At 65.4% G+C, this 5,593-nt stretch carries 7 protein-coding genes; 2 read left to right on the top strand and 5 right to left on the bottom strand.

Going from position 1 to position 5,593, the window contains the following annotated elements:
* Positions 1 to 63: 63 nt before the first annotated feature.
* Positions 64 to 306, bottom strand: a complete 243-nt coding sequence (locus QZ189_RS10450) for a hypothetical protein (protein WP_247479349.1) — start codon at positions 304 to 306, stop codon at positions 64 to 66.
* 116 nt (positions 307 to 422) lie between these two features.
* Here QZ189_RS10450 and QZ189_RS10455 point away from each other — a divergent pair, with 116 nt between their 5' ends.
* Together QZ189_RS10455 and QZ189_RS10460 are read left to right on the top strand one after the other, a co-directional pair.
* Positions 423 to 1,619, top strand: a complete 1,197-nt coding sequence (locus QZ189_RS10455; RefSeq protein ID WP_296416321.1) for a glycosyltransferase — start codon at positions 423 to 425, stop codon at positions 1,617 to 1,619.
* Positions 1,620 to 1,695: 76 nt separating this feature from the next.
* Positions 1,696 to 2,379 carry a sugar transferase gene (locus QZ189_RS10460; protein WP_247479346.1) on the top strand — a complete coding sequence of 228 codons (684 nt, stop codon included), beginning with the start codon at positions 1,696 to 1,698 and terminating at the stop codon, positions 2,377 to 2,379.
* On the opposite strand, the gene cbiB is transcribed toward QZ189_RS10460, so the two are convergent.
* The 4 genes from cbiB to QZ189_RS10480 form a co-directional block, all read right to left on the bottom strand.
* Positions 2,353 to 3,378, bottom strand: coding sequence for an adenosylcobinamide-phosphate synthase CbiB (cbiB, locus tag QZ189_RS10465; RefSeq protein WP_296421722.1), 1,026 nt, complete (start codon positions 3,376 to 3,378; stop codon positions 2,353 to 2,355). The genes QZ189_RS10460 and cbiB overlap by 27 nt on opposite strands.
* 19 nt (positions 3,379 to 3,397) lie before the next feature.
* Positions 3,398 to 4,393: a ketol-acid reductoisomerase gene (ilvC, locus tag QZ189_RS10470; protein ID WP_247479342.1), complete on the bottom strand. Its 996-nt coding sequence runs from the start codon at positions 4,391 to 4,393 to the stop codon at positions 3,398 to 3,400.
* Between the two features lie 60 nt (positions 4,394 to 4,453).
* On the bottom strand, positions 4,454 to 5,056 hold the full coding sequence (locus QZ189_RS10475; RefSeq protein WP_010318135.1) for an ATP-dependent Clp protease proteolytic subunit: 603 nt from the start codon (positions 5,054 to 5,056) through the stop codon (positions 4,454 to 4,456).
* A 36-nt stretch (positions 5,057 to 5,092) separates the two neighbouring features.
* On the bottom strand, positions 5,093 to 5,593 hold a 501-nt coding region (locus QZ189_RS10480), incomplete at its 5' end, for an ATP-dependent Clp protease proteolytic subunit (RefSeq protein WP_296421723.1).

A 5,593-nucleotide genomic window follows, 5' to 3' on the forward strand; every position in this document is an offset into this window, starting at 1 on the left:
CTCGAAATCGTTTGAAGGGCAACCTTCCGTGGGTTCGAATCCCACCCTCTCCGTTGTTATCGATCAGCTGTGGAAGACCAGGACCAGCCCTTGGCTGACCTGGTGAAATTCCCGTTCTTCGCGGCTCAGATCGAGTCCGACCTGGAGACCCTCCTTGAGGGCGTTGTCATAGGGGGGTGGTGTCGGTGCCTGGCCGGCGGTCCAGAGGGCGGCGATTCCCACCGAGGTGGCGTGCCAGCTAAAGCAATCGGTTGTGCCAATGGAGGGAGCCTTCAGCTCGTCTTCCAGCAGCTCGCGGATGGCCATGGCTCAGGAACAGTCCTCTCAGCATTCAGAGTTCGCCGTTCGCCGGCAATCAGCTGAGAGGTTTCGTGACCTGACGGGCAATCAAACTTCAAGGGAACGCCCCTAGGCTTCGGCCCATGCTTGCTGGAATTGGGCCGATCGCCCTGGTGCACGAGTGGTTCACCCCCCGGTCGGTGGGCGGCTCTGAACTGGTGGTGCAGGAGCTCGATGCCCTGCTGCAGCAGCCCCAACTGTTTGCCCTGGTGGATGGGGAGAGTCGTCGCCGCGGCAGTTGGCTCGCCGGTCGCTCGATCACCAGCTCCTTTGTTCAGCGCCTGCCCTTTGGGGTCAGTCACGTTCAGCAGTACCTGCCGCTGCTGCCGATGGCGATTGAGCAGCTCGATCTGACGGGTTACCCCCTGGTGCTCAGCAGCAGCCATCTGGTGGCCAAGGGTGTGCTGACCGGTCCGGATCAGTGCCATCTGAGCTATGTCCATACCCCCGTGCGCTACGCCTGGGATCAGATGCACGCCTACCTGCGCCAGTCCGCCCTGGCCCGGCGTGGTCTGGGGCCCTTGATTCGCGCGCAGCTGCATCAACTGCGTCAGTGGGATGTCCTGAGCGGCCAGCGCCCGGATCAGCTGCTGGCGAACTCCCGCTTTACGGCCTCGCGCATCCGCCGCTACTGGGGCCGCGAGTCCACCGTGGTGCACCCCCCGGTGGAGGTCGATCGTTTCCGTTGGGATCAACCCCGCGATGACGTCTACCTCTGCCTGTGCCGGCTGGTTCCCTACAAGCGTGTGGATCTGGTGGTCGAGGCCTTCAACCGCACCGGGCTCCCCTTGGTGGTGATCGGTGATGGGCCCGAGCGCGCTCGCCTGCAGGCCATGGCCGGCCCCAATGTTCGGCTGCTGGGTCGCCTTCCCCAGGACGACGTCAACGCTTGGTTGAGCCGTTGCCGCGCCTACGTCTACGCCGGCCTCGAGGACTTCGGCATCGCTCCGGTGGAGGCGATGGCGGCTGGGGCGCCGGTGATTGCCTTGGGGCAGGGCGGCCTATTGGATACGGTCCGCTGCATCCAACGCGGGGACAGCCAGCCCACGGGCCTGCTCTTCCCGGATCAGCAGGTGGCCTCGCTCGTGGCGGCCCTGGAGACCTTTGAGCAGCGGCGGCTCTGGCAGCAACTCCCCGCTGAACGGCTCAGGCGCTGGGCGGAGGGCTTCAGCCCCCTGCGTTTCCGCGCGCGGATGGAGGCGGTGATTGAGCAGAGCTGGAACCGCCATCAACGGACGCGGCAGGAACGCAGCCGAGCCTTGCCTGTGCCTATGGCTTGAGTGACCGCGGCGGGGTGTCGCTGCGAACACTCGACTTCTTTAATGACAGCTGGAAGCTGCCCAATCACTGCGCCGTTTGTCCGCCGTTGACTCGATTCCCGCTGAATCCACGGCCAGCTCTTGGCTGAGGGCTCAGTCCAAGCGCGGACGCATCCTCAAGCGTGTCGGTGACATCAGCTTTTCGCTGTTGGTCTTGATCCTGGGTTCGCCGCTGCTGTTGCTGTTGGCCCTGCTGGTCAAGCTCAGCTCCAAGGGATCGGTCTTCTATTGCCAGCGCCGCATTGGCCGCGGCTACAAGGGGTTTGGCTGCCTGAAGTTCCGCACGATGCGCAAGGACGCCGATCGCGTCTTGGCCTCGGTCCTGGCTTCCGATCCGGTGCTGCGGGCTGAATTTGAGCGGGATTTCAAGCTCAAGAACGATCCCCGGATCACGCCCATCGGCCGTTTCCTGCGTCGCTCCAGCCTCGATGAGCTGCCGCAGTTCATCAATGTGCTCAAGGGCGAGATGAGCGTGGTGGGCCCCAGACCGATCGTTTGGGATGAGCTGGAGCGCTACGGCCGCACGATGGATGAGGTGCTGGCGGTCCGCCCGGGCCTGACCGGCCTCTGGCAGGTCTCCGGCCGCAACAACCTGCCCTACGAAACCCGGGTCAAGCTCGATCTCTTCTACGCCCGCAACCGCAATTTCTGGCTCGACCTGGGCATCGTGCTGCGCACGATTGGGGTGGTGCTTCTACCGATGGACCGCGGCGCCTACTAACAGCGCTGCCGCTAACCACAGGACCTCAAGCCGGCGGCTCAGGCCCAGGAGCCGCTCCACATCACTGGCCTCAGGGGCCGGAGCTCCCGCTGCCAGCAGCGGTTTCTGGGTCTCCCGCTCCCCGTAGCGATTGACCCCGCCCAGTTGAACGTCCAGGCAGTGGGCGTAGATCGCCTGGGAGACCCCGGCATTGGGGGAGGGATCGGGCTGACCTTCCTGCAACGCCAGCTGGGCGAGGGGCAGGGTCCGTCTGGCGGTGCGTCCTTGGACCAGCGGCAAGCTCAGGGCCACGAGCCGGCAGGGCAGCCAGACCAGCAGGTCATCGAGCTTGGCTCCGGCGGTGCCCAGCCAGCGCAGGCTCCCGCGGCGGTAGCCGAGCATGGAATCGAGGGTGCTGGCGGCTTTGAACCCCCAGGCGAACGCCAACGGGCCAGGACCCCCGTACGGCCAAAGGGCGGCCCCGATCAACATCCAGAACAGCGGCGCGAACAGCCCATCAACGGCGTTTTCGCTGGCGGTCTCCGCGGCGGCCCGCAGGATCTCCTGGCGGCTCAATTCCGTTGTGTCCCGCCCAACGATCCAACCCAAGGCCGTTCGCGCTGGCCCGAGTTCCGTGGAGGTTTTGAGCGCCGCCAGGACGGCCTGCACCGCCTGCTCCAGGCTGCGGCCGGCCAGGGCGCTGGCCAGCGCGATCAGCAGCAGCGGCCAGGTCCAGGGGCGCGTCTGGCAGATCTGCTCGAGCCACCAGCCGGCGCCGCCGCTGCCGAGCACCAACAGCAGGGTGATGCCACAGCCCGCCAACCGCAGGCGCCTCGGGGATCCTTTGGCCCAGCTCTCCGCCAGCTGGCGCAGCCGGCTGATCCACCAGCCCATCACCACAACCGGGTGCAGGCACCAGCGCGGATCCCCCACCAGTCGGTCGAGACCGGCCGCGGCGAGGACCAATAAAAAAGGGTGGATCCCCGAGAAGGAATCCACCCCTGAAGCGAGCAGCGTCATGGCTGCAGAGCGGCCTGAATCAGGCGGACTTCAGCCAGGAGAACATCGAGCGCAGGCCTTTGCCCACGTTCTCGATCGGGTGCTGGCTGTCGCGGTCGCGGATCTTCTGCATCTCAGGCTTACCGGCTTCGCATTCGGCCACGAAGTTGCGGGCGAAGGTGCCGTCCTGGATGTCGCCCAGGATGCGCTTCATCTCGGCCTTGGTCTCGGCGGTGATCAGGCGAGGGCCGCTGACGTAGTCGCCGTACTCGGCGGTGTTGGAGATGGAGTCGCGCATGGCGGTCAGGCCGCCCTTGACCATCAGGTCAACGATCAGCTTCACCTCGTGCAGGCACTCGAAGTAGGCCAGCTCGGGCTGGTAACCGGCTTCCACGAGGGTCTCGAAACCGGCCTTGACCAGCTCGGAGAGACCACCGCAGAGAACGGCCTGCTCACCGAAGAGGTCGGTCTCGGTCTCTTCCTTGAAGTTGGTCTCCAGGATGCCGGCGCGGGTGCCGCCGACGCCCTTGGCGTAGGCCATGGCCAGGCCGCGGGCATTGCCGGTGGCGTCCTGGTGGATGGCGAACAGAGCGGGGACGCCCTGACCGTTCTGGTACTCCCAACGGACGGTGTGACCGGGGCCCTTGGGGGCGATCATCACGACGTCAACGTCGGCGGGGGGCTTGATCAGCTCGAAGCGGACGTTGAAGCCGTGGGCGAAGCTCAGCACCTTGCCGGCGCTGAGGTGGGGGGCGATTTCTGCGTCGTAGACGGCCTTCTGGGTCTCATCGGGCAGCAGCACCATGATCCAGTCAGCCTTGGCCGAGGCGTCGCTGACGCTCAGCACTTCCAGGCCATCGGCCTTGGCCTTCTCGGCGGAGCGGCTGCCTTCGTAGAGGCCCACCACCACGTTCACGCCGCTGTCCTTGAGGTTCAGGGCGTGGGCGTGGCCTTGGGAGCCGTAGCCAATGATGGCCACCGTTTTGCCGTTCAGCAGGCTGAGATCGGCGTCGGTGTCGTAGTACAGCTTGGCCATCAGGGGCTTCGGTTCAGCGCTAAGCAAGGATCGAGCTTACGAAAGCGCCGGCCGGCTCCCTCAGGCTTCGTTGGGATGGGCGATCACGCGGTCGATCAGGCCGTAGTTCATGGCCTCCTCGGCACTCATGAAGTAGTCCCGGTCGGTGTCCTTCTCGATCTTCTCGACCGGTTGGCCGGTCATGCCCGCCATGCTGTTGTTGAGCATGTCCTTCATGCGCAGGATCTCCCGCGCCTCGATCTCGATGTCACTGGCCTGGCGCTGGCTGGTGCCGCCCAGGGGCTGGTGAATCATGATCCGGCTGTGGGGCAGGGCGAGCCGCTTGCCCTTAGTACCGGCGCCGAGCAGGAAGGCACCCATCGAGGCCGCCAGGCCCACGCAGATGGTCACCACGTCACTCTTGACGTACTGGATCGTGTCGTAGATCGCCAGGCCCGCGGTCACCGAGCCACCCGGGGAGTTGATGTACAGGTAGATGGGCTTGCTGTTGTCATCGGAGTCGAGGTACAGCATTTGCGCCACCAGGCTGTTGGCGATGGCGTCGTTGACCTCAGAGCCGAGGAAGAGGATGCGCTCCACACCGAGGCGGGTGTAGATGTCGACCCAACGCTCGTACTGGCTACCGGGAAGGCGGTAAGGAACGCTCGGGGTACCGATGGGCATGGCTGGTCGGGTGAGTGAAGAACGGGGAAAGAGAAATCAGCCGATGCCGCCTGGCACGGGTGAGGGGAGGTCTTTTTGGCTCGTCAGGACCCGATCGATCAGGCCGAACTCCACCGCCTGCTCGGCGGTCAGGTAGGTCATCCGATCGGAGGCCTTGGAGAGTTCTTCGGTGCTCTTGCCGGTGTTGGCCGCGAGCATCTCGAGCATGGTGCGCTTGTTGTGCAGCACCTCCTTGGCCCGGATCTGGATGTCGCTGGCCTGGCCGCGGGCGCCGCTGCGGGGCTGGTGCAGCACGATCGAAGCGTGGGGCAGAGCAGCCCGGTGGCCCTTGGTGCCGGCGCTCAGGATCATCGCCGCGGTGCCCATCGCCTGGCCGATGCAGATGGTGTGCACCGGCGGCTTGACGTAGCGGATCGTGTCGGCGATGGCGAAGGCCTCGGTCTCAAAGCCGATGGCATCGCCTGAGTACCAGCTGGTGCCGGTGGAGTTGATGTAGAAGAAGATCGGCTTCTCCGGGTTGTCGAACTCCAGATAGAG

Origin of the sequence: Vulcanococcus sp. CPBay_Sum15L08_68 (assembly GCF_017855895.1) — a bacterium.
Taxonomy (GTDB): domain Bacteria; phylum Cyanobacteriota; class Cyanobacteriia; order PCC-6307; family Cyanobiaceae; genus Vulcanococcus.